The organism is Streptomyces sp. NPDC046831, assembly GCF_040645305.1.
In the GTDB taxonomy this organism is placed as follows: domain Bacteria; phylum Actinomycetota; class Actinomycetes; order Streptomycetales; family Streptomycetaceae; genus Streptomyces.
Genome location: NZ_JBEYXZ010000014.1, coordinates 63,235 through 84,255, shown reverse-complemented (window position 1 = coordinate 84,255; position 21,021 = coordinate 63,235). Strand labels below are relative to the sequence as shown.

At 74.6% G+C, this 21,021-nt stretch carries 21 protein-coding genes and 2 pseudogenes; 10 read left to right on the top strand and 13 right to left on the bottom strand.

Annotated features, from left to right (window positions below):
- Positions 1–192 precede the first annotated feature (192 nt).
- A complete protein-coding gene (locus ABZ920_RS15010) occupies positions 193–891 on the top strand; it encodes an O-methyltransferase (RefSeq protein WP_361503886.1) in 699 nt (232 codons plus the stop codon).
- A gap of 121 nt (positions 892–1,012) precedes the next feature.
- Here the strand turns inward: ABZ920_RS15010 and ABZ920_RS15005 are convergent, their stop codons facing one another.
- Positions 1,013–1,180, bottom strand: coding sequence for a DUF3117 domain-containing protein (locus ABZ920_RS15005; RefSeq protein ID WP_069086806.1), 168 nt, complete (start codon positions 1,178–1,180; stop codon positions 1,013–1,015).
- Between the two features lie 371 nt (positions 1,181–1,551).
- Here ABZ920_RS15005 and ABZ920_RS15000 point away from each other — a divergent pair, with 371 nt between their 5' ends.
- Positions 1,552–2,355, top strand: a complete 804-nt coding sequence (locus ABZ920_RS15000) for an enoyl-CoA hydratase-related protein (RefSeq protein ID WP_361503740.1) — start codon at positions 1,552–1,554, stop codon at positions 2,353–2,355.
- A 35-nt stretch (positions 2,356–2,390) separates the two neighbouring features.
- Here ABZ920_RS15000 and ABZ920_RS14995 read toward each other — a convergent pair whose 3' ends face one another.
- Both ABZ920_RS14995 and ABZ920_RS14990 read right to left on the bottom strand, forming a co-directional pair.
- Complete coding sequence (locus ABZ920_RS14995; RefSeq protein ID WP_361503737.1) at positions 2,391–2,969, bottom strand: DNA-3-methyladenine glycosylase I; 579 nt, start codon at positions 2,967–2,969, stop codon at positions 2,391–2,393.
- Positions 2,966–3,319: a DivIVA domain-containing protein gene (locus tag ABZ920_RS14990; protein WP_361503734.1), complete on the bottom strand. Its 354-nt coding sequence runs from the start codon at positions 3,317–3,319 to the stop codon at positions 2,966–2,968. The genes ABZ920_RS14995 and ABZ920_RS14990 overlap by 4 nt, the downstream gene beginning before the upstream one ends.
- A 339-nt stretch (positions 3,320–3,658) precedes the next feature.
- Here ABZ920_RS14990 and folP point away from each other — a divergent pair, with 339 nt between their 5' ends.
- Positions 3,659–4,519, top strand: coding sequence for a dihydropteroate synthase (gene folP, locus ABZ920_RS14985; RefSeq protein ID WP_361503731.1), 861 nt, complete (start codon positions 3,659–3,661; stop codon positions 4,517–4,519).
- Between the two features lie 369 nt (positions 4,520–4,888).
- Here folP and ABZ920_RS14980 read toward each other — a convergent pair whose 3' ends face one another.
- Both ABZ920_RS14980 and dapE read right to left on the bottom strand, forming a co-directional pair.
- Entirely contained in the window at positions 4,889–5,650 is a 762-nt protein-coding gene (locus ABZ920_RS14980; RefSeq protein WP_361503728.1) for a TIGR00730 family Rossman fold protein, read from the bottom strand.
- A gap of 730 nt (positions 5,651–6,380) precedes the next feature.
- Positions 6,381–7,460 (bottom strand): succinyl-diaminopimelate desuccinylase, encoded by a 1,080-nt coding sequence (dapE, locus tag ABZ920_RS14975; protein WP_361503725.1) that lies wholly within the window; start codon positions 7,458–7,460, stop codon positions 6,381–6,383.
- 92 nt (positions 7,461–7,552) lie between these two features.
- On the opposite strand from dapE, the gene ABZ920_RS14970 reads away from it, so the two are divergent.
- Positions 7,553–8,596: a heavy metal transporter gene (locus ABZ920_RS14970; protein WP_361503722.1), complete on the top strand. Its 1,044-nt coding sequence runs from the start codon at positions 7,553–7,555 to the stop codon at positions 8,594–8,596.
- Positions 8,597–8,902: 306 nt separating this feature from the next.
- Positions 8,903–9,349 (top strand): ATP-binding protein, encoded by a 447-nt coding sequence (locus ABZ920_RS14965; RefSeq protein WP_361503719.1) that lies wholly within the window; start codon positions 8,903–8,905, stop codon positions 9,347–9,349.
- Positions 9,350–10,021: 672 nt separating this feature from the next.
- Here ABZ920_RS14965 and ABZ920_RS14960 read toward each other — a convergent pair.
- Both ABZ920_RS14960 and fdxA read right to left on the bottom strand, forming a co-directional pair.
- Entirely contained in the window at positions 10,022–11,116 is a 1,095-nt protein-coding gene (locus ABZ920_RS14960) for a bifunctional succinyldiaminopimelate transaminase/glutamate-prephenate aminotransferase (protein ID WP_361503716.1), read from the bottom strand.
- Positions 11,117–11,256: 140 nt separating this feature from the next.
- Positions 11,257–11,577 (bottom strand): ferredoxin, encoded by a 321-nt coding sequence (fdxA, locus tag ABZ920_RS14955; protein WP_361503713.1) that lies wholly within the window; start codon positions 11,575–11,577, stop codon positions 11,257–11,259.
- Positions 11,578–11,717: 140 nt separating this feature from the next.
- On the opposite strand from fdxA, the pseudogene ABZ920_RS14950 reads away from it, so the two are divergent.
- Together ABZ920_RS14950 and ABZ920_RS14945 are read left to right on the top strand one after the other, a co-directional pair.
- Positions 11,718–12,710: pseudogene (locus ABZ920_RS14950) on the top strand (GNAT family N-acetyltransferase); the annotation flags it as partial.
- Between the two features lie 599 nt (positions 12,711–13,309).
- Positions 13,310–14,161 carry a transglutaminase-like domain-containing protein gene (locus ABZ920_RS14945; protein ID WP_361503710.1) on the top strand — a complete coding sequence of 284 codons (852 nt, stop codon included), beginning with the start codon at positions 13,310–13,312 and terminating at the stop codon, positions 14,159–14,161.
- Between the two features lie 21 nt (positions 14,162–14,182).
- Here the strand turns inward: ABZ920_RS14945 and ABZ920_RS14940 are convergent.
- The 5 genes and pseudogenes from ABZ920_RS14940 to ABZ920_RS14920 all read right to left on the bottom strand — a co-directional run.
- Positions 14,183–14,583, bottom strand: a pseudogene (locus tag ABZ920_RS14940) (ATP-binding cassette domain-containing protein); the annotation flags it as partial.
- A 145-nt stretch (positions 14,584–14,728) separates the two neighbouring features.
- Positions 14,729–17,047, bottom strand: coding sequence for a hypothetical protein (locus tag ABZ920_RS14935; protein ID WP_361503707.1), 2,319 nt, complete (start codon positions 17,045–17,047; stop codon positions 14,729–14,731).
- A 195-nt stretch (positions 17,048–17,242) separates the two neighbouring features.
- The gene (locus tag ABZ920_RS14930) at positions 17,243–17,659 is read right to left on the bottom strand and encodes a DUF6113 family protein (RefSeq protein ID WP_361503704.1); all 417 of its coding nucleotides are present in this window, start codon (positions 17,657–17,659) and stop codon (positions 17,243–17,245) included.
- Positions 17,656–18,552 carry an N-acetyl-1-D-myo-inositol-2-amino-2-deoxy-alpha-D-glucopyranoside deacetylase gene (gene mshB / locus ABZ920_RS14925; RefSeq protein ID WP_361503701.1) on the bottom strand — a complete coding sequence of 299 codons (897 nt, stop codon included), beginning with the start codon at positions 18,550–18,552 and terminating at the stop codon, positions 17,656–17,658. Before mshB ends, ABZ920_RS14930 begins: the two co-directional genes overlap by 4 nt.
- A 181-nt stretch (positions 18,553–18,733) precedes the next feature.
- Positions 18,734–19,177: an ATP-binding protein gene (locus tag ABZ920_RS14920; RefSeq protein WP_361503698.1), complete on the bottom strand. Its 444-nt coding sequence runs from the start codon at positions 19,175–19,177 to the stop codon at positions 18,734–18,736.
- A gap of 148 nt (positions 19,178–19,325) precedes the next feature.
- Here ABZ920_RS14920 and ABZ920_RS14915 point away from each other — a divergent pair, with 148 nt between their 5' ends.
- From ABZ920_RS14915 to ABZ920_RS14905, 3 genes are read left to right on the top strand one after another with little or no spacing between them, the layout of a single operon-like run.
- Positions 19,326–20,204, top strand: coding sequence for a helix-turn-helix transcriptional regulator (locus tag ABZ920_RS14915; RefSeq protein ID WP_361503695.1), 879 nt, complete (start codon positions 19,326–19,328; stop codon positions 20,202–20,204).
- Positions 20,201–20,410, top strand: coding sequence for a DUF397 domain-containing protein (locus tag ABZ920_RS14910; protein WP_361503692.1), 210 nt, complete (start codon positions 20,201–20,203; stop codon positions 20,408–20,410). The genes ABZ920_RS14915 and ABZ920_RS14910 overlap by 4 nt, the downstream gene beginning before the upstream one ends.
- Positions 20,411–20,423: 13 nt before the next feature.
- Positions 20,424–20,633, top strand: coding sequence for a DUF397 domain-containing protein (locus tag ABZ920_RS14905; RefSeq protein WP_361503689.1), 210 nt, complete (start codon positions 20,424–20,426; stop codon positions 20,631–20,633).
- Positions 20,634–20,806: 173 nt separating this feature from the next.
- On the opposite strand, the gene ABZ920_RS14900 is transcribed toward ABZ920_RS14905, so the two are convergent.
- Positions 20,807–21,001 carry a hypothetical protein gene (locus ABZ920_RS14900; protein WP_003992731.1) on the bottom strand — a complete coding sequence of 65 codons (195 nt, stop codon included), beginning with the start codon at positions 20,999–21,001 and terminating at the stop codon, positions 20,807–20,809.
- Positions 21,002–21,021 lie beyond the last annotated feature (20 nt).

Genomic DNA, 21,021 nt, shown 5'->3' with positions numbered 1-21,021 from the left:
TCTGGTGGTGTCCAGTGGAGCCCCTACCATAGCCACCTCGCCCGTTAGCTCCGGATAAGCGGTTTTACGAGAATTTGACACGCCCTGCCCGGGCTCGTGCGGCCGCGGCAGCTCTTGCTCGGTGTCCCGTTCCACCGCATACCCCCCGTCGTGTTCGCCGCGACTTCCTCATCCCGACAAACGACCGGTCCCATCTGCGGGTTCCCGACGCCAACGGATACAGTCACGCCCAGGCATCCATGGGGACAGGAGAGGGTCATTACCGGCAACCGGCAGACGAGCTGGGCGTTCGCCGACGCCTATGTCGCCGAGGACGAGGCGCTGCACTGGGCCCGCGACCGGGCCGGTGAGGCAGGGCTGCGCGCGGTGACGCCGGGCACGGGCGCTGCGCTGCGGTTGCTGGCCGCCGCCGTGGACGCGAAGGCGGTGGCGGAGATCGGGACCGGTACCGGCGTCTCCGGCATCCACCTGCTCTACGGGATGCGCCCGGACGGGGTGCTGACCACCGTGGACACCGAGCCGGAGCACCAGCAGTTCGCCCGGCAGGCGTTCCGCGCCGCCGGCTTCGCCAGCAACCGCGCCCGCTTCATCCCGGGCCGCGCCCTGGACGTCCTGCCCCGCCTCGCGGACGCCGGCTACGACCTGGTCTTCTGCGACGGCGACCGCCTGGAGTACCCGGAGTACCTCGCCGAATCGTTGCGTCTGCTGCGCCCCGGCGGGCTGGTCGTCTTCGAGGGCGTGTTCGCGCACGGGCGGACGGTGGACTCCGGTCCGCAGCCGACGGAGGTCCTGCGGCTGCGGGAGTTGCTGCGCACGCTGCGCGAGAGTCCGGACCTGGTGCCCTCGCTGCTGCCGGTGGGCGACGGCCTGCTCTGCGCGGTCAAGCGCTGAGCACCGCGCCCGCGCCACCCGGCGAGCGTGCGCCCCCAGAAGGCCGGCCGCCCCCGGAAAACAGCTTCCCCGGCACCGCACGCGATGCCGGGGAAGCCGCAAGGTCAGGATCGCTCGGGCGTCAGCCGACGACCTTCTTGAGGGCGTCGCCGAGAGCGCCGGCCTCGTCAGGGGTCAGCTCGACGACGAGCCGACCGCCGCCTTCGAGCGGAACGCGCATGACGATGCCCCGCCCCTCCTTGGTCACCTCGAGCGGGCCATCGCCCGTCCGCGGCTTCATGGCCGCCATGCTCGTTCCCCTTCCTGAAACCAGCTCATCGTCGCCGACGGCCCCAAGAGGGCACGCGCGATCCGTGGGGGACACGCGACACCGGCATCGAACACATTGCTTCCCAGCCATTATCCCGCATGCCAGGACCCGATGACCAACATCCATCGGCATCGCTTGGGCAACGCGCGCGAGCAAAACCACTCAATTCGGCGATGTGGCTGCGATACTGCGCACCCGCCCGGACATTCGCCGTCCGGAAATCGACGGAAATTCTTTGACGCAGGTCACACGTCCGCTCCGGTGCGCCGCCGGTGAAGTCCGCCATGCTGTCTTCGGACGAGGGCGTACCGGCCGGTACGCCACACCTGTGACACCGGAGGGGATGTCCCATGGCCGACACCGTGCTCTACGAGGTGAGCGACGGGCTCGCGACGATCACGCTGAACCGCCCCGAGGCGATGAACGCGCTGAACGTCGCAGCCAAGGTCGCCCTCCGGGACGCGGTCCAGTCCGCGGCGGCCGACGAGGCCGTGCGGGCGGTGCTGCTGACCGCCGCCGGGGACCGCGCCTTCTGCGTGGGCCAGGACCTCAAGGAGCACATCGGACTGCTGGCCGCCGACCGGGAGACGGGCTCGCGGCAGACGATGACCACCGTGCGCGAGCACTACAACCCCATCGTCCGGGCGCTGGCCGGGGCGCGGAAGCCGGTGGTCGCGGCGGTGAACGGCGTGGCGGCCGGGGCGGGCTTCGGCTTCGCGCTGGCGGCGGACTACCGGATCGTCGCGGACACGGCCTCCTTCAACACGTCGTTCGCCGGGGTCGCGCTCACCGCCGACTCGGGCATCTCCTGGACCCTGCCGCGGGTCGTCGGGCCGGCCCGCGCCGCCGACCTGCTGCTCTTCCCGCGCAGCATCACCGCGCAGGACGCCTACGAACTCGGCATCGCCAACCGGGTCGTGCCGGCCGCCGAACTGCGCGCCGAGGCCGGGAAGGTGGCGCGGGCGCTGGCCGGGGGGCCGACGGTCGCCTACGCGGCGCTCAAGGAGGCCGTCGCCTACGGGCTGACGCACTCCCTGGAGGAGACCCTGGAGAAGGAGGACGAGCTGCAGACGCGGGCGGGGTCGTCGGAGGACCACGCGATCGCGGTGCAGGCCTTCGTCGACAAGGAGAAGCCGAAGTACCTCGGCCGCTGACCCGCGCGTGGCGGACGCCGCCCCCGGCCGGTGGGTCAGGGGCGGCGGGCCACGCAGTCGGCGAGGTGGTCGTCGACCAGGCCGCACGCCTGCATCAGGGCGTAGGCGGTGGTCGGGCCGACGAAGCGCAGGCCCCGCTTCTTCAGGGCCTTGGACAGCGCCGTGGACTCGGCGGTGACCGCCGGGACGTCGGCGAGGGTCGCCGGCGCGCGCCGGGTCGCCGGGTCGGGGGCGTGGGACCAGACGAGGCCGTCGAGCTCGCCCGGCGGCCATTCCGCGAGCACCCGCGCGTTGGCCAGCGTCGCGTCGACCTTGGCGCGGTTGCGGATGATGCCGGGGTCGGCGAGGAGCCGCTCCCGGTCGGCCTCAGTGAACGCGGCCACCGCCGTGATCCGGAAGCCGGCGAAGGCGGACCGGAAGCCGGGGCGGCGGCGCAGGATCGTGATCCACGACAGCCCGGACTGGAAGGCCTCCAGACTGAGCCGTTCGTAGAGCGCGTCGTCGCCGTGGACCGGACGGCCCCACTCCTCGTCGTGGTAGGCCACGTACTCCGGGGCGGACAGGGCCCAGGGACAGCGCAGGGCACCGTCGGGCCCGGCGACGGCGGCCCTCATCGCTGCTCCTCCCCGCCGGGCTTGTCCGGGCGGGGGCGGGCGGCGGCGCGGGCGCCGGCGAGCGCGGCCTCGAGGTCGGCGATGCGCGCGTCGCGCTCGGCGAGTTCGGCGCCGAGCCGGCCGAGGGCGTCGTCGACGTCGGCCATGCGGTAGCCGCGGACGGCGAGCGGGAAGCGCAGCCGCTCCACGTCCTCACGGTCGAGGGGGCGGTCGGGGGGCAGCGGGTCGTGCAGGCGTTCGGGCGCCGCTTCCGGCAGCGGGCCGGTGCCCTCGCCGCCGCCCACCACGGCGAGGGTCACCGCGGCGACCACGACGGCGAGCGCGACGACCAGGAACAAGAACATAACCATCGCTGGGTCCCCACGGTCTGTGCCGGCGCTCCGGGCGCCTGCACGCAAGAGTCGAATCGGTTGTGTGTCGGTCAGGTTGGGCCGGCCGCGTTGCGCGCCGGCCGCGTTTGTGTCGGTCCAGTGGTGTCGGGTGACGGGTCTGCCGGTCGGATCCGGCGGGCCGTGCGCCCGCCCGGTGCCGAATGTGTCAGGGTCCGATCGTGCCATGCGAGTCTGACGGTTAGGGTCGCAGGCGGCCGCGGGACCGGGGCGGCCGGGCAGGGCGGCGGGGACGGCGACGGCCGGCCCGGACCGGCAACGCGGGCGGCGACCGTCATGGACGAGGAGAGGTCACAGGGGATGCTCAGGCTGGGCAGGCGTGAATTCGGCGCGCACGAGCCGGTGATCATGGCGATCGTGAACCGGACCCCCGACTCCTTCTACGACCGCGGGGCCACCTTCCACGACGAGCCGGCCCTGGCCCGCGTGGAGCAGGCGGTGGCCGAGGGCGCGGCGATCATCGACGTCGGCGGGGTCAAGGCGGGCCCCGGGGACGAGGTGTCCGCCGAGGAGGAGGCCCGGCGCACCGTCGGGTTCGTGGCGGAGGTGCGCCGCAGCTTCCCGGACGTGGTCATCAGCGTCGACACCTGGCGGGCCGAGGTCGGCGAGGCGGTGTGCGAGGCCGGGGCCGACCTGCTGAACGACGCCTGGGGCGGAGTGGACCCGGGGCTGGCGGAGGTCGCGGCGCGGTACGGCGCCGGCCTGGTGTGCACGCACGCGGGCGGCGCGCAGCCGCGGACCCGGCCGCACCGGGTGGCCTACGACGACGTCATGGCCGACATCCTGCGGGTGACCGTGGGACTGGCCGAGCGGGCGGTGTCGCTGGGTGTGCCCCGGGAGTCGGTGCTGATCGACCCCGGCCACGACTTCGGCAAGAACACGCGGCACAGCCTGGAGGCGACGCGGCGGCTGGACGAGATGGTGGCGACCGGCTGGCCGGTCCTCGTGTCGCTGTCCAACAAGGACTTCGTCGGGGAGACGCTCGACAGGCCGGTGAAGGAGCGACTGCTCGGCACGCTGGCGACGACGGCGGTGTCGGCGTGGCTCGGGGCGCAGGTGTACCGGGTGCACGAGGTGGCCGAGACCCGGCAGGTGCTGGACATGGTCGCCACCATCGCGGGCCACCGGGAGCCCGCGGTGGCCCGGCGCGGACTGGCCTAGGGGTGTTGTCCGCACAGTCCCGTCGTCCGCCCGGAGGGCGGGCCCTGCGGCGTCCGGTGCGTGCTCTCGGCCTGCCGGGCGCAGACCCTCGTACGGGATGTACTCGGGACTTCGCCCGGTGCGGCGAGCGGGGGGACTTTGCTCGAGCGAAGCCGGGAGCTCGGGGGAGCGTGCCAGGCGTCGCGGGGCAGGCGGGACTTCGCGGACACGGCCCAGGGACTGTCCGGCGGATCACGCCGGAGACCGGCGACACCTCGCAGCCGCCGTGATCCGGCGGACCCGCCCTGGTTCAGGCGGTGCGCCGGGGCGCCTCCCGGCCGCCGGGCCGGGGACGCGCCGCGGGCCCGGCGGGGAGGGGCGGACGGGTGCTCAGGGGCGGCCCGCCTCCTTCGACACCAGGGCCACGGCCTCGTCCACGTCGTCGGTCAGGTGGAACAGCGACAGGTCCGCCTGCGCGGCCTTGCCCTGGGCGATCAGCGTGCTCTCCAGCCAGTCGACCAGGCCGCCCCAGTAGGCGGTGCCGAAGAGGACGATCGGGAAGCGGGTGACCTTCTGGGTCTGCACCAGGGTCAGCGCCTCGAAGAGTTCGTCCAGGGTGCCCAGGCCGCCCGGCAGCACCACGAACCCCTGCGCGTACTTCACGAACATCATCTTCCGCACGAAGAAGTAGCGGAAGTTGAGCCCGATGTCGACGTAGGGGTTCAGGCCCTGCTCGAAGGGGAGCTCGATGCCGAGGCCGACGGAGATGCCGCCCGCCTCGCAGGCGCCCTTGTTCGCCGCCTCCATCGCGCCGGGCCCGCCGCCCGTGATCACCGCGAAGCCGGCCTGCACCAGGCCCCGGCCGAGCCGGACGCCGGCCTCGTACTCCGGCGAGTCCACGGGTGTGCGGGCGGAGCCGAAGACGCTGATGGCGGGCGGGAGTTCGGCCAGCGTGCCGAAGCCCTCGATGAACTCCGACTGGATGCGCAGGACCCGCCAGGGGTCGGTGTGCACCCAGTCCGTGGGAGCGCGCTCGTCCAGCAGCCGCTGGTCCGTGGTGCTGGCCTGGACCTGGCCCCGCCGCCGCAGGACCGGTCCCAGACGCTGCTCCTCCGGTGGCTGCGGCTTGCCCTCAGGATTACCGGTGGCCATGTGCGCTCCCTCCGCTTCGGGTCTTCCCTTCTCACCCGGTTCCCCGCCCGGCCGGAACCGTGGGGAGAGCCGAGTGCCTCGGGGAAGGTCTATCCGCCCCAGCGTAGATCTACGCGGGTTACGGACGGGGGACCTCAGCGTGTCCACCGCGAAGTGTCCTGGTCACAGGCTCGCGCCGGACGCCAGGGGCGGCCGGCCCCGCACGGCGGGCGGGAGCGCCGGGATCGCCGCCGCCTGGTCGCGGTGGGCGGCGCCCGCGGCGATCCGGCCGGTGGCGAGGGGCCGGCGAGGACGGCAGCCGCCGCGGCCGGGGAGGGTGAGGTCGAGGGCCGCCACGGCCCGGCGCCGGCCGGCCACCGGCCACGAGCGGCGTCCGCACCTCGCGGCGCCCGGCGGCCCCGCAGCCCAGGCAGCCCGGCGGCCCCGCAGTCCGGCGGTCCGGCAGCCGGGCAGCCCGGCAGTCCGGCAGTCCGGCAGTCCGGCGGCCCGGCAGCCCCGCAGCCCCGCAGCCCCGCAGCCCCGCAGCCCCGCAGTCCGGCAGTCCGGCAGTCCGGCAGTCCGGCAGTCCGGCAGTCCGGCCGGTGAACGCGCTCAGCCGGCGGCCGTTACGACCGGCTGCCGTCCCGGCCACCGGTGGGCCGGCAACCCGCACGTCTCCCAGGACCCCACGGCCCGCCCCGCCCGCGACCCGCACAGGCCGACTTCACGCGCGCACAGGCCCGACCCGGTGTCAGCTGCTCAGCCAGGCCCGCAGGCGCTCCTCCCCGGCCAGGATCTTCGCCGTCTCCACCCGTTCGTCCCGCTTGTGCGCCAAGTGCGGGTTGCCGGGGCCGTAGTTGACCGCCGGGACGCCCAGCGCCGAGAAGCGGGAGACGTCCGTCCAGCCGTACTTGGGCTGCGGGGTGCCGCCGACCGCCTCGATGAACGCCGCCGCGGCGGGGTGGTTCAGCCCCGGCAGCGCCGCGCCGCTGTGGTCGTCCACCACGAACTCCTCGACCCCGCAGTGCGCGAAGACCTCACGCACATGCGCGACGGCCTCCTCCGCCGTACGGTCCGGCGCGTAGCGGAAGTTCACGGTGACGACGCACTCGTCGGGGATGACGTTGCCGGCGACGCCACCCGAGATGCGGACGGCGTTGAGGCCCTCCCGGTACTCCAGGCCGTCGATCACCGGGTGCCGCGGCTCGTAGGCCGCCAGCCGCTCGAGGATCGGCGCGGCGGCGTGGATCGCGTTCGCGCCCATCCAGCCCCGCGCCGAGTGGGCCCGCTCGCCCTTCGTCTTCAGCAGCACCCGCAGCGTGCCCTGGCAGCCGCCCTCCACCTGGCCGTCGGACGGCTCCAGCAGGACCGCGAAGTCGCCGTGGAGCCAGTCGGGATGGGCGTCGGCGATGTGCTTGAGGCCGTTCCGCTCGGCCTCGACCTCCTCGTTGTCGTAGAAGACGAACGTCAGGTCGCGGTTCGGGGCCGGGACGGTGGCGGCGATGCGCAGCTGCACCGCCACGCCCGACTTCATGTCGCAGGTGCCGCAGCCCCACAGGACGCCGTCCTCGTCGAGGCGCGAGGGGACGTTGCCGGCGATCGGCACGGTGTCGATGTGGCCCGCGAGGATCACGCGTTCGGCGCGCCCCAGACGCGTCCGCGCGACGACGTTGTTGCCGAAGCGGTCGACCGTCAGGTGCGGCAGAGTGCGCAGCGCGGCCTCGATCGCGTCGGCGAGCGGCCTCTCCGTGCCGCTCTCCGAGGGGAAGTCGACGAGCTGCGCGGTGAGCCGCGCGGCGTCCAGCGTGAGATCAAGCGGGGTATCGGCCATGCCCCGACCCTAACCGCAGAACACCGCGCGGGCGGGACCGGTTTGTCCGCACCCGGCTCGGCCGGCGCGGCCTTCTCCAGTACCTTGTACGCGTGCCAGAGCCGTCCCCCACCCCCAAGCGTCGCGGCCGCCTGCTCCGGTTCGGGGCGGCCTTCGTGGTCCTGCTCGCACTCGCCGGCTATCTGACGGTGCAGTACCTCACGGGTGGCACGGGTGCGCCGGGCTGCAAGGTCGTCTCCGGCAAGGGCGACGGCGCGACGTACGAGTTCACGCCGGAGCAGGCGGTGAACGCCGCGACGATCGCCGCCGTGGGCACCGGGCGCGGCATGCCCGAGCGGGCCGTGACCATCGCGCTGGCGACCGCCCTGCAGGAGTCGGGGCTGCGCAACATCCGGCACGGCGACCGGGACTCCCTGGGCCTGTTCCAGCAGCGGCCCTCGCAGGGCTGGGGCACGCCGCGGGAGATCATGGACCCGACGTACTCGGCGGGCGAGTTCTACGAGCACCTGGGCAAGGTGCCGGGCTACACCCGGCTGCCGCTGACCGTGGCGGCGCAGCGCGTCCAGCGCAGCGGTTACCCGCAGGCGTACGCCAAGCACGAACCGGACGCCACACTGCTCGCCGCCGCCCTGACCGGCCGCGCCGCGGCCACGCTGACCTGCGAGGGACGCCCGGGCGCGACGCGCACTCCGAGCCCCGACGGCGTGCGGGCCGCGCTGGTGCGGGACTTCGGCCGGGACGTGGTGGAGCAGGCCGGCGCGGAGGTCGACCCGGACACCGGCGACGACGCGTCGCCGGCACCCGAGGGCACGGACCCGCCGGGCGCGGCTTCGGCGCCCGCCGCCGCCTCCCCCTCCGGCCCGGCGTCGCCCGTGGCCGCGGAGGAGCGGACCGTGACGCTTCCCGTGCCGGCCGGGTCCGGTGACGGGACGGTGCGCGACGAGCGGGAGCGGGGCTGGCAGCTGGCGCACTGGGCGGTGGCCAACGCCTCACGACTGCACATCCAGCGGGTCTCGTTCGCGGGGCAGGAGTGGACGGCCGGGATCACCGACAGCCAGTGGCGCTCCGCCGGTCCGCAGGGCACCGCGGGGGCGGAGAGGCACGCGGCATCGGTCCGGATCGTCACCGGCCAGTAGTACGGATCTTCACCCGTCCAGGTGACGTGCGGGGTGGCGGGACCCTGGCGCCGGGCAGGTTGTCGCGTCATCATCCCGGTGCGTCCGAGCCCTTGGGAGCACAGGGCCGTAAGGATTCGCCCGGCCTTCGCGGCGACGCCCCCGCCCCTCTTTCGTCCACGGCCGGCGAGCGGCGCATTGCCAATTCTTTACGTCGGCCCGCCGCAACCTTCCCGGGCTTCGAGCGGTAGTCACTGCGTCCGAGCCTGGGTCGAGCGACCTCCGGGCGCGGTCGGTTTTCCAGTTCTCTCCCGTCGAAGGAGCAACATGTCCCTCCCCCTGACCCGCCGGATCGCCCGTGCCGCGCTACTCGTCGCTGCGGGAGCGGCCGCCGGCGTCGGTGCGGCCGGCTCCGCCAGCGCGGCCCCCGAGTTGCCCGCCACACCCGGCCTCGGCGCTCCGACCGCCCTGGACGGAGCCTACGTCGGCAGCACCGCCGACGCCGCGGCGCGGGAGGTCACCGGGCTCGCGGGTGACACCGGCAGCAAGACGGTCAAGCAGACGGTGCCGGCCGCGGGCAAGGCCGGCGGCAAGGTCGCGAAGAAGGCCGCGCCGGCCGCGCAGAAGACGGCCGGGGCCGCCACAGGCTCGGCCGGGCGCCTCCTCGGCGACACCGCCGCGAAGGCGACGAAGGGCGGGCTGCCGACGGACTCGGTCACGAAGGGCGGGCTGCCGACGTCGTCCCTGCCGGTGGACGGCCTGGGGATCGGCTGAGCACCGGGACGTGAGCTCGGGCGGGGTCCAGGGAGTTCCCTGGACCCCGTCTCCATGTGCGGGGGCCGTGCAGCCGGCGAGGACGGCCGGCCGCCCCCGGCGCCGCAGCGGGAGCCCGCCCGGACCGCCTCCGCGGAACCGCCGCCTACGGCGGACGGCCGGCAGGCCACGGTCGGGGAGCAGCAGGTCACAGCCGGCGGGCCGTAAGGCACGGCGGACGGTGGGCGACAGGCCACGGCGGACAGCCGACAGGCTACGAACCGGCGGGCCGCAGGCCACGGCGGACAGCCGACAGGCCGCGGACAGCCGACAGGCCGCGGACAGCCGACAGGCCGCGGACGGCGGGCGGCAGGCCACGGCCGGCGGGCCGTAAGGCACGGCGGACGGCGGGCCACGGCGAAACGGCAGGCCACGGCGAACGGCCGACAGGCTACGAACCGGCGAAACGGCAGGCCGCGGACGGTGGGCGGCAGGCCACCGCGGACAGCCAACAGGCCACGGCCGGCGGGCCGCAAGCCACGGCGGACAGCCAACAGGCCCCGGCCGGCAGGCAGCAGGCCGAGCCGACGAACGGCAGACAGCAGGCCGGGCCGACGGACGGCAGGCCGCAGGCGGACGGCAGCGGCGGCAGGGCGGCAGGGCGGCGGGTGCCGCCCGCCCGCCGCTGCCGTCCTACGCCAGGCGTTCGACCGCGGCGCGAACCCGCTCGTCCGTCGCCGTCAGGGCCACGCGGACGAACCGCTCGCCCGCCGGCCCGTAGAAGTCGCCCGGCGCGACGAGGATGCCGCGCTCCGCCAGGTGGGCCACCGTCTCCCAGCAGGACTCGTCGCGGGTGGCCCACAGGTAGAGGCTCGCCTCGCTGTGCTCGATGCGGAAACCGTGCCGCACCAGTGCCTCGCGGAGCGCCGTGCGCCGGGACGCGTACCGCTCCCGCTGCTCGCGCACGTGGGTGTCGTCCCCGAGCGCCGCGACGACCGCCGCCTGCGTGGGCGCGGACGTCATCATGCCGCCGTGCTTGCGGATCTCCAGCAGCGGGCCCAGGACGGCCGGGTCACCGGCCAGGAAGGCGGCGCGGTAGCCGGCGAGGTTGGAGCGCTTGGACAGCGAGTGCACGGAGACGATGCCCTCGTAGGAGCCGCCGTTGACGTCGGGGTGCAGGACGGAGACCGGGTCCGCCTCCCAGCCCAGCTCGATGTAGCACTCGTCGGAGAAGACCAGCACGCCGTGCTCGCGGGCCCAGGCCACGATCCGGGTGAGCTCGTCCTTGCCCAGCACCTTGCCGGTCGGGTTGGACGGGGAGTTCAGCCACAGCAGCCGCAGGCCGCTCGGGTCGAGCTGCGTCGGGTCGTCGTAGCCCTCGTGGTCCGCGCGGGCCAGTCGCGCGCCCACCTCGTACGTCGGGTAGGCCAGCCGGGGGAAGGCCACCCGGTCGCCGGGGCCGAGGCCCAGCTGGGTGGGGAGCCAGGCGACCAGTTCCTTGGAGCCGACGACGGGCAGGACGTGGCGGTGGGTGACGCCGCGGGCGCCGAGGCGGCGCTCGACCCAGCCGGTGATCGCGTCGCGCAGCTCGGGCGTGCCCCAGACGGTCGGGTAGCCGGGAGAGTCGGCCGCGGCGATCAGCGCCTTCTGGACCAGCTCGGGGACCGGGTCGACCGGGGTGCCGACGGACAGGTCGACGATGCCGTCGGGGTGCGCGGCGGCCGTCTTCTTGTAGGGCTCCAGCTTGTCCCAGGGGAAGGTGGGAAGCCGGTCGGAGACTGCGGACACGGTTCTGGCTCACTTTCTGGTACGCGTACGGGCCGTCCGTGCGGGGCCCGTACGGCAAACGCCTCGGTCCCGTGCGGCAGCGATCGGGGTGATCGGGCCGTACGGGACCGAGGCGGCGCGTGATGCGGGCCGCTTACGGGTTACTCGCCCTGCGGCGGCAGCGCGGCGACCAGCGGGTGGTCGCGCTCGATCAGCCCCAGCTTGCTCGCACCGCCGGGAGAGCCGAGCTCGTCGAAGAACTCGACGTTGGCCTTGTAGTAGTCCTTCCACTCGTCCGGGACGTCGTCCTCGTAGAAGATTGCCTCGACCGGGCAGACCGGCTCACAGGCTCCGCAGTCGACGCATTCGTCCGGGTGGATGTACAAGGACCGCTGGCCCTCGTAGATGCAGTCGACCGGGCACTCCTCGATGCACGCCTTGTCCTTGACGTCGACACAAGGCTGCGCGATGACGTAGGTCACGCTGTCGTTCCTCCTCGATAGGGCGCTGGCGGGCCTCCTCAGGCTCCGCCGCCTGGCGCGCGGGAGCGCGGCGTCGTCGATGCCCGCCCCTAGTATCTCCGTTCTTGGGCATGATCCGAACAGGAGGGGTGAACTGACCTGTGGAAATATCGGCGACAGGGCGCCTCGAGGTCCGTATCACCGCTACTGACGTGGGCAAACGGGTCTCCGTACGGCGCTGGAGCGAACCTGGAACGCCGGGTGAGACGTTCACCGACACGGTCGGTGTTCTCACATCATGGAACAACGGTGTGCTGCTGATCACGCGGAAGAGCGGTGAAACCGTCCGGATCGCGGAATCCTCCCTGGTCGCGGGCAAGGTCGTGCCGCCGGCACCGGCGCGGCGGCGGGGACCGGCCGCCTCCTACGAGGAACTGGCGCGTGTCGCATCCCGGGCCTGGCGGCCGGTGGAGAGCGAGCGGCTGGGCGCGTGGGAGCTGCGGGCCGCCGCCGGGTTCACGCGCCGGGCCAACTCGGTGCTCCCGGCCGGTGACCCCGGCCTGCCCCTGGACGAGGCGCTGGCCGCCGTCCGGCGCTGGTACGGCGAGCGCGGCCTGCCCGCGTACGTCCAGACGGCCACGGGTGCCGAGGGCACGCAGGAGATGCTGTGCGCGGAGCTGGAGCGCCGCGGCTGGGTGCGTGAGGTGACCGCCGAGCTGTGGACCGGCGCGCTCGCTCCCCTCGCGGACCGGGCGGAGGGTGCCGGAGTCACCCTCTCCCGGGAGGCCGGCGAGGCCTGGCTGGCGCGCTACCGGCGCAAGGGAGTCGGCGAGGTGGCGCTGAAGGTGCTCGGCAGCGGGCCGTCGGTGTGGTTCGCGACGGTGCCGGGGACGGCCGGCGGTGCGCCGGCCGCGATCGGGCGGTGTGTCGTGGACGGGCGGTGGGCCGGGTTCGCCGCCGTCGAGGTGGACCCGGAGCAGCGGCGGCGGGGGCTGGCCACCGCGGTCATGGCGGCGCTCGCCCGGCAGGCCCTCGACGAGGGCGCGTCGGCGGCCTGGCTCCAGGTGGAGACCGACAACGCGGGCGCGCGGGCGCTGTACGCCGAAATGGGCTTCACGGCGCACCACGCGTACCACCACTACCGCGAACCGGCACCGGACCCGGCCGGCGAGCCCGGCACGGACCCGGGCCGTGAGCCGGTCGACGGGCCCGGCACGGATCCGGGCCATGGGCCGGACGCCAAGCCAGGCGACAAGCCGGGCACGGACCGGGGAGAGGAACCGACCGACGGGCCCGGCACGGACCGGGGCGCTGACCCGACCGACGGGCGTGACACGGACCCGGGCCATGAGCCGGACGCGGCACCGGGCGGCGCGCCGCGCGCGGACCGGGAAGTGGAACCGGGCCGTGAGCCGGACTCGGGGGACGGTGATCCGGGCGCGGGGTCGGCCGGCGAGCCCGGCACGGACCCGGGCCGTGAGCCGGTCGCGGGTTCGGGGGGCTGTGGACCGTGCCCGGCGCCGGGGACGAAGGCCGCCGACGGCCGGGCGTACCGGTCGTCCGGGCCGCGCACGTCGCCCGGAGAAGCCGGGCCGCGCACGTCGCCCGGAGATGCCGGGCCGCGCACGTCGTCCGGAGAAGCCGGGCCGCGCGGGACGGCGGCGGGGCCGGTTTCCGCCGCGGATTCCGGCCCCGTCGGCCCCCGCGGCCGGCACGGCTCGCACGGCGCGCCGTGAAGGGGCACGATCCTGCCATGCCCTCCCCCTGCCCCCCGTCGCCCGAACGCTCCGCCGAGCTGCGGCGCAGGTTCGCCGAAGAGGCGCGGGCCGAACGCCCCGACCTGGCCGAGCTGTGCCTGCTGGTGGCCGCGGAGGCCGACGGGACGCTGGACGAGGACGGCATGGACGCGGCGCAGGTGGAGCTGGACCGGCTCGCGGGGTTGCTGCCCTACCGGCCGGGCGGGCCGCGCGCCTGGGCGGTGGCCCTGCGGGAGGTCCTCGGCGACCGGTGCGGCTTCCACGGCTCGGGCGCCGACTACCGGCGCCTGGAGTCCTCGCTGTTGCACGCGGTGCTGCGACGGCGCCGGGGGCTGCCCATCCTGCTCTCGGTGGTGTGGATGGAGGTCGCGCGCAGGGCGGGCGCCCCGGTGTACGGGGTCGCGCTGCCGGGGCACTTCGTGGTGGGCTTCGGGACCGCCGAGGAACAGGTGCTCGCCGATCCGTTCGACGGGGGGCGGGTGCTGACCGGGGCCGACGCCGAGTTGCTGGTCGTGGGGGCGACGGGGGCGCCGCTGGACCCGTCGATGCTGGTGCCGGCGACGCCGCTGGAGGTCGTCGCGCGCATCCTGAACAACATCCGCGCGTGGGCCGCGGCCCGGCCCGAGCGCTCGGACGTGGCCCTCTGGGCGGTGGAGCTGTCCCTGCTGCTGCCGTCGCATCCGGCGCGGCTGCGGTACGAGCGGGCGCAGGTGCTGGTGCAGCGGGGGGACTTCCTCGGCGGCGCCGCGGAGCTGGAGGCGTACGCGCAGGTGGTGGACGCGGTGGACGCGTCGGCGGCCGAGCGCCTGCGGGGGCAGGCGGTCGCGGCCCGCGCGAGGCTCAACTGAGCGGTCAAGGACCCCGCGGCCGGCGATCCGGGAGACGCCGGCGCGGGCGAGCACGTCGGCGACCCGGTACGGCCGGGGGTGCAGGTCGCAGGCGAGGCGCACGAGTTGGGCGACGGTGACGTCCTCCATCAGCCCGCCGCTCCGCGGCATGGCGCCGACGCGGCCGGCGACGATCGCGTCGCCGGGCACGGTGCCGAGGACGCGGACCGTGCCGCTGTCGGGCTGCCGGAGGCCGAGGAGCAGATCGAGGGTGGTGGACTTGCCGGCGCCGTCGGGCCGAGCAGGGCCACGGTCTCCCCGGGGTGCAGGGCGAGGGTGAGCCCGTCCACGGCCCGTACGTCCCCGTAGCTCTTCGTCACCTGGTCGAACGCCACCGCCGTGGTCGCGGTGGCGTTCCGGGCTGTCGTCGTCGTGCCGTCCACCGTGGCGTCGGGGCGCCGGGGCACGGCAGTGTCGGCGGTCCCGGATGCCGGATGCCGGACGTCATGCGGCCGGGATGACGGCGCCGCGGCCGACGGGGTAGGGCGCCCGGCCGGTGCCGGGCGCCCTACCCCGCGGTGGGCCCGGTCAGCTGGGGTCGGTCTCGATGACGCCCACGCGGCCGGTGGTGCTGACCAGGGCGGGGCGCAGGGCGCTGATCACGTCCTCGACCGTGACGGCCGTCTTCTGCCCGGTGCCGCGGGTGATCAGCACACCGTCGAAGGTGCCGCCGTAGAGCTCCTTCAGCGCCGCCTTGTCGTACGACTCGACGAGCTTGCCGCCCACGGGCTTGACCTGGAGGAACTTCCACAGCGACTTCTCGGGGCTGAACGCCACCGAGTGCAGGCCGTCGGCGGTCTTGACCGTGACCTTCCCGGACATCGCCGGCTGCGCGAACTTCTTCATCATCCGGTCGACCTCGGCGTCGGGGACCGTCGGCCGGCGGGTGGTGGTGGGCAGCCGCACCGGGGTGGCCGCGCCCGTCTCGACCTGGGCGCGGTAGGCCCGCTCGACCTCGTCGGAGGACTGGGCGGCGTCGATGCCCTTGCCCGCCTTGCCGTAGACGGGCACGGCCTTGCCGGACTCGAACCTGATGCCGCCCTCGGTGACCGCCCCGCCGCCGGACGAGGAGGCCGGGGCGCCGGACGCGTTCTGCAGGGCGACCTGGAGCTTCTCCTCGTCGACGGGCATGACCGGATCGACCACCCGGTGGTTGCCGAACAGCGAGCCGATGACGGAGACGGGGTTGTAGTCGCTCTTCGCCGCCGCGCTGGCGGTGGCCTGGGTGTCGAACTGGAGCCCGGCCTGGTCCGGCTTGAGGGTGACGGTCCTGCCGTCGACCTGGAGCCTGAGCGGCGTGTTCACCCGGCTGCCGAAGGCCGCGTCGAGTTTCCTGACCGCGTCGTCGCGGGTGCCGCCGCCGATGTCGACGCCGAGCACGGAGGTGCCCTTGGGCACGTCGGAGTGGTTCATCAGCAGCCCGGCGCCGTAGGCGACACCGGCGACGAGGACCAGTCCGCCGCCGAGCAGCGCGATCTTGCTGCGCCCCTTCTTCTTCTTGGCCGGGGCGCTCCGGGAGGCCGGCCCGGCCGCCTTCGGGGCCGGCTGCGGCACCGTGCCGGCGCCGGGGCCCGCACCGTACGGCTGGTTCCCGCCGGGCGGCACGACCGGGATGCCGCTGGTGACGGTGTGCCCCGAGACGTTGCCCGGCGTGCCGTGGCCGGGGGCGCCCGGCTCGGGGGCCGGCTTCTGGGGGGTGAGGACCGCGGTGTCGTCGCTCAGGCCGCCGCCGGGCCGGGTGCCGGGCACGCCGGGAGCCGCGCCGGGCGTGGTGCCCGGCACCGCCGTCAGCGGGGTGTCGCCGGTGACCGGGCCGCCGGTCGGGCCGGCCGGGGCCTGCGGGCCGCCGGGACGGCCGGGGGCGCCCGGCCCGCCGAAGCCGCTGGGACCGCTGGGTCCGCCGTTCGGGGCGCCCGGTCCGCCGTAACCGGCCGGTCCGGCCGGTCCGTGCTGGCCGGCCCGAGGGGGCCGGCCGTTCTGGCCGCCGTCCTCCGAGAAGTAGGGCAGGTCGTCGCGGCGGGGCTGACCGCCACCGGGGCGCGCGCCGCCGCCGAGCGGGCCGGCCGCCAGCGCCTCGGTCACGTCGAAGGAGCCGGTGCCGCCGCCGTGGCCGGGCGCGACGGGGCCGCCCGTGGCGCCGGGCAGTCCGGCGCCGTTGGTGGCTCCGGGACGGGCACCGCTCGCGCCCCCGGACCGGGAGCCGCCCGGCGCGGTCATGGAGCCGACCACGCCACCGGGACGTGCGGCGCCCGGCGCGGTCATGGAGCCGACCACGCCACCGGGACGTGCGGCGCCCGGCCGCGCACCGCCGGGGGCGCCGGCACCAGGAGCCCCGGCGCCGGGAAGTCCGGCGCCCGCGCCGGGTCCGGCCGCGGGCGTGCCCGTGCCGCCGGCCGGCGCGCCCGAACCGCCGGGCAGTCCGGCACCGTTGGTGGAGCCGCCGCCCTGACCGCCCTTGGCCGGGGCGGACTTGCGTGGCGCGAACCAGTCGCTGGGCGCCTTCTCCTCGGCGGGGGCGGCGGGTTCGGCGGGCGGCTCGGTGGTGCCGGCGGACGTCACGACGGGCTGCGCCTGCGTCTCCGCGGCGTCGCCCCCCGTGCCCTCGGACTCCGCGACGGGCTTGCGCACGACGACCGGCGGGATCGGCCGGGACCCGGGGATGTTGATCCGGATCCGGGTCGTCAGCGTGGTCTCGGTCTTGCGTTCCTCCGGCTGCGCGGCCGAACGGCCCGCGTCCGCACCGTCGTCGGACACGATCGGAGTGCCGTACGGCGGGGTCCCCGACGGATAGGCGGCTCCGCCGCGCCCGTTGGGGCCGGAGGACGGAGTGTCAGTTTCACGACTCAAGGCAGGTTCTCCCGGTTGGCTCCGCCGCCCGGCACGACCTCTGACGGTGGGGTCCCCCCGCTCGGGCGAAGCCGAGGGGTTAGGGGGAGGCTCGGCGGCGCGCACCACGATACTGGCCACTTCTGGCGCGTATCCCACGACTGCCGGGGAAACCCACACGGGACCCGCACGCGTGCGGCGCCGGGAAGTGGTACGTCACTTGCCAAGTCGGACGCCGTCGCCGTGCGATTGCCGCCCCCGGCCCAGGGTGGCGCAGATCACAGCGACGGCCATGCCGCCGAGCAGGAAGAGGTACGAGCCGCCGCCCGCGGCGAAGAGGAAGTCCCCTTCCGGGCGGCTGACGGTGAGCAGCACGACGGCGATCGTCCACCCCGCGGCGGGCGCCACGGCCCCGCCCCGGCTGCCGAGGGCCCGTGCCCCGCCCAGGAACAGCCCGGCGGCGCCCGCGAGCGCGAGCAGCAGCCCGCCGGGGAACCACGCCGCCTGCACCAGCGCGCCGGCCGCCGCGGTCACCGCGCCGAGCACCAGGAGGCCCAGGTACGCGGCGACGCGTCCGGCCGAGGGCGGCTGGAGGGGCTGGGCGAGCGGCGAGGGGCGGCCCGGCGTGCTCATGCGCTCTCCTCGGCCGGGGTGCCGGCGATACCGCCGAACAGGTCGCTCTCCTGCGGCCCGGCGGCCTCTCCGCGCACCAGCTCGTAGTACTCGGTGGTGAACAGCGGCTGCGCGAGGTCGTTGGAGAGGGCGAACCAGGGCTCGGCCACGGTGATCTGGGTGGCGTGCGCACGCATCGCGGCGGCCTTGGCGGCGGCGTGGGCGGTGCCGTCGATCGCGGCGGTGATCCGCTCGTCGTCGACGACTCCGGGGACGTCGGCGACGGTGGCCGCCTTCTCGAACGGCAGGCCGGCCAGGTCTTCCTGGAGCCGCGCGAAGGCCGCGTCGGCGACGGAGCGCGGCACGCGGTTCCAGTAGATCTTCGCGATCCGCCAGGGTGCGCCGAGCTCGGCGCCGACGGCGGGGTCGGCGGCCAGGTCGGCGGCGCGCATCGCGACGCGGTGGGCCTTGACGTGGTCGGGGTGGCCGTAACCGCCGTTGTCGTCGTAGGTGACGAGGACCTGCGGGCGCACCTCCCGGATCACGGCGACGAGGTGCAGGGCGGCCGCGTCGAGGCCGGCCTGCCACAGGCAGTCCGGGTCGTCGTTGTCGGCGAGTCCCCTCATCCCGGAGTCCTGGTAGCGCCCGGCACCGCCGAGCAGGCGGAAGTCCGCGACGCCCAGCTCGCCCATGGCCGCGGCCAGCTCCTGGCGGCGGTACGCGCCGAGCGCCGCCCCGGTCAGGTGCCGCAGCTCGGGCGGGATGACCTCGCCGCGCTCACCGAGGGTGCAGGTCACCAGGGTCACCTGGGCACCCTCGGCCGCGTACCGGGCCATGGTCGCGCCGTTGTTGATCGACTCGTCGTCCGGGTGCGCGTGCACCAGCAGCAGACGCCGGGCGGGCAGTTCCGTCATGGGTCCCACCCTACGAGGCCCCGGCCCGCCCCCACGCCCCTCCCCGGCCCCGGCCGGGTGCCCCCGACGGGCGGGAGACCGCCGGCCGGCGCCGGCCCTCCGGCACCGGAACGGGCGACGCGTCACGGCAAGGCCGGGCGTGGCGGGGCCCGTCACCCTCGTGGTTCCCGGTCGGGACCCCTCACAGGGCCTCGGGCGCCGGTGCGAGATCCAGCTCGGCCCACACCGTCTTGCGGGGGCACGGCGCCGGAATCACGCCCCACCGGTCGGCGAGGGCGTCCACGAGGACGAGCCCGCGCCCCGACTCGGCGTCGTCGGCGGGACGTCCGGCACAGGGGAGCCGGTCCCCGCGGGTGTCGGTCACCTCGATCCGCAGGGTGCGGCCGACGACGTAGAGGGTGAGCCGGAAGTCACGTCCCTGGACGCGCCCGTGGGTGGCCGCGTTGGCGGCCAGTTCGGCGACGACGTGCGCCGCCGGGTCCGTGGGAAGCCCCCAGGTGCGCAGTTGCTCGGTGGCGAGGAGGCGGCCGAGCCGGGCGCCGCGTGGCGTCGGTGACAGCAGGACGCTGAAGTTGCGGACACGGGCTTCGAGTTGACTGCCGGACGAGGCGGTTTCCTGATTCACGTCACTCAGCGTGGCCGCCCGCACCTACCGTGACCAGTGACGTCTTCGGTACGTACGGTGACTGTCCGGCACTTGTCCAGCGGTGTCCGGCCTGTCGAATCGTTGCGCAGGGAGAGCGTCACTGCACGGACGTACGACGGGAGGGCCTGTGAGGAACGCGGACGGTGACACGGGGCGGCTGCGGGACGAGGCGGACGAGCCGGGCTGGGAGGTCGACCCGGACGACGACTGGGGTGTCGCGGTCGTCGCCACGGTCGGACGCCAACTGAAGCTGCGCCGCGAGGCCGTGGGGATGCGCGCCTGCGACTTCGCGGTGGCGGTCGGCTACGGCGAGGACATGGTCTACAAGATCGAGAGCGGCAAGCGCATCCCGCGCCCCGAGTACCTGGACAGGGCGGACCAGGTGCTGGGGGCCGGCGGTCTGCTCGCGGCGATGAAGGAGGACGTGAAGAGGGTCAGGTACCCGAAGAAGGTGCGGGATCTGGCCCAGATGGAGGCGAGGGCGGTGGAGATCGGAGTCTATGAGTGCAGCAGCGTTGCGGGCCTGTTGCAGACCCCCGAACACGCGCGAGCCCTGTTCGAGGTGCGCCAGCCCCCTTACTCACCGGAGGAGGTGGAGCGCTTGGTCTCCGCCCGCCTGGCACGGCGAGCGGTCTTCGACCGTTCCCCTGCGCCTTCCGTCAGCTTCGTGCTGGAAGAGGCGACGCTGCGGCGAAGGGTCGGCGGCACAATGGTGCGGAGAGCGCAGTTCGAACGCCTGCTGGAAGTGGGGCGATGGAACAACGTCACGCTTCAGGTGATGCCGATGGACAGCGTGGCGCATCCGGGCATGGGCGGCAGGATCGAACTGCTGAAATTCGAGGACGGTACAGCGGTGGGGCGTTCCGACGGCGCCTTCAACGGCCGTCCCACCTCGGAACCCAAGCAACTGCGCATCCTTGAGCTGCGTTATGGCACGATCCGGGCACAGGCGCTTCCGCCCGGAGAGACTCTGGCCCTCATCGAGCAACTGCTGGGAGAGACATGATGCGTACGGCCGCAGCCGGGACCACCTCTGGCCTGGCATGGTTCAAGAGCAGCTACAGCAGCGGTCCGGAGGGCGACTCCTGCGTGGAGATCGCCGCCACCCCCCGCACCGTCCACGTCCGCGACTCCAAGAACGTCGACGGCCCCCGCCTCGCCTTCTCCCCCGCCGCCTGGGCCGGCTTCGTGCCTCACGCGATCGAGCACTGAGGTGAGGCAGGCCATGATGCGTACCGCCGCAGCCGGGACCACCTCGGGCCTGGCATGGTTCAAGAGCAGCTACAGCGACGGGAACGAGGGCGACTCCTGCGTGGAGGTCGCCGCCACACCCCGCACCGTCCACATCCGCGACTCCAAGAACGTCGCAGGCCCCCGCCTCGCCTTCTCCCCCGCCGCCTGGACCGGCTTCGTGCCCCACGTGGTCGGGATCTGACGGGCCCGCTCGCGGCCGGGGGGCAGGCCGGCCACAGCGGCGCTGAAGCGCGGCGTGCGCGCAGCGCCGCGCTCAGCTGGCGCGCCGTCGTGGCGTCGCAGCCGGACCGCGTCTTGACCGGCGCGCGGGACCCAGGTCATTGCCCTCCGGGTCCCGCGCTCCGGTGGCTCCGCTCAGAACTTGATGCTGCCGATCATGCCCGCGATGTTCGTGGTCAGCTCGCTGATCGTGGGAGCGACCGTGGAAGAGGCGAGATAGAAGCCGAGCAGCATGCACACGATCGCGTGGCCTGCCTTGAGTCCGGACTTCTTGATCAGCAGGAAGACGATGATCGCCAGCAGCACCACCGCCGAAATCGAGAGTGCCACGGCGGCTCACCTCCAAAGTT

Excerpts from the sequence above, each read along its gene's own strand:
- ABZ920_RS14965 (WP_361503719.1), top strand. The coding sequence starts at position 8,903 with ATGTCCCTCCCCCTGACCCGCCGGATCGCCCGTGCCGCGCTACTCGTC.
- ABZ920_RS15000 (WP_361503740.1), top strand. The coding sequence starts at position 1,552 with ATGGCCGACACCGTGCTCTACGAGGTGAGCGACGGGCTCGCGACGATC.
- ABZ920_RS14990 (WP_361503734.1), bottom strand. The coding sequence starts at position 3,319 with ATGGTTATGTTCTTGTTCCTGGTCGTCGCGCTCGCCGTCGTGGTCGCC.
- ABZ920_RS14995 (WP_361503737.1), bottom strand. The coding sequence starts at position 2,969 with ATGAGGGCCGCCGTCGCCGGGCCCGACGGTGCCCTGCGCTGTCCCTGG.
- ABZ920_RS14930 (WP_361503704.1), bottom strand. The coding sequence starts at position 17,659 with ATGAGCACGCCGGGCCGCCCCTCGCCGCTCGCCCAGCCCCTCCAGCCG.
- mshB (WP_361503701.1), bottom strand. The coding sequence starts at position 18,552 with ATGACGGAACTGCCCGCCCGGCGTCTGCTGCTGGTGCACGCGCACCCG.
- ABZ920_RS14980 (WP_361503728.1), bottom strand. The coding sequence starts at position 5,650 with ATGGCCACCGGTAATCCTGAGGGCAAGCCGCAGCCACCGGAGGAGCAG.
- ABZ920_RS14905 (WP_361503689.1), top strand. The coding sequence starts at position 20,424 with ATGATGCGTACCGCCGCAGCCGGGACCACCTCGGGCCTGGCATGGTTC.
- ABZ920_RS15005 (WP_069086806.1), bottom strand. The coding sequence starts at position 1,180 with ATGGCGGCCATGAAGCCGCGGACGGGCGATGGCCCGCTCGAGGTGACC.
- dapE (WP_361503725.1), bottom strand. The coding sequence starts at position 7,460 with ATGGCCGATACCCCGCTTGATCTCACGCTGGACGCCGCGCGGCTCACC.
- ABZ920_RS14910 (WP_361503692.1), top strand. The coding sequence starts at position 20,201 with ATGATGCGTACGGCCGCAGCCGGGACCACCTCTGGCCTGGCATGGTTC.
- folP (WP_361503731.1), top strand. The coding sequence starts at position 3,659 with ATGCTCAGGCTGGGCAGGCGTGAATTCGGCGCGCACGAGCCGGTGATC.
- ABZ920_RS14945 (WP_361503710.1), top strand. The coding sequence starts at position 13,310 with ATGCCCTCCCCCTGCCCCCCGTCGCCCGAACGCTCCGCCGAGCTGCGG.